This is a genomic window from Staphylococcus sp. EG-SA-18, assembly GCF_017151825.1.
GTDB lineage: Bacteria > Bacillota > Bacilli > Staphylococcales > Staphylococcaceae > Staphylococcus > Staphylococcus aureus.
Genome location: NZ_JACYVY010000074.1, coordinates 1 through 484, shown reverse-complemented (window position 1 = coordinate 484; position 484 = coordinate 1). Strand labels below are relative to the sequence as shown.

Genomic DNA, 484 nt, shown 5'->3' with positions numbered 1-484 from the left:
CTCTATTTATACAATACTTCGTATTGAATGGCTTCGCTTTGCCCGTCTGGCACATTACTGTAAAATTCTATAAATAGAATTTTTGATGACGGGTCCCTTCCTAGGGTGCCGTCTCAGCCACCCCAACCGGCACATTGTTGTAAGCTGACTATATGTCAGCTTCTGTGTTGGGGCCCCTGTCTTCGACTGGCACTGCTCCCTCAGGAGTCTCGCCATTAATACTACGTATTAACATGTAATTTTACTTTGAAATACATTAAAGCCCAAATTAATCAAAAGCTTTCTGAACCAGAAACGAAAAAAAATCTATAGTCATAGAAAAATTTATGTAGAGCCTGTTTTTGGATTTATGAAGGTTATTTTGGGTTTCACTCGAATGTCAGTTCGAGGAATAAATAAAGTTAAACGAGAGCTAGGTTTTGTATTAATGGCACTTAATATAAGGAAAATAGCAGCTCAACGAGCTGTACATTATAAAATACAT

1 pseudogene is annotated in these 484 nt (G+C 37.6%); it reads left to right on the top strand.

The features are described 5' to 3' along the window. Window positions 1-252: 252 nt before the first annotated feature. Window positions 253-484: pseudogene (locus IDG66_RS13025) on the top strand (transposase); the annotation flags it as partial.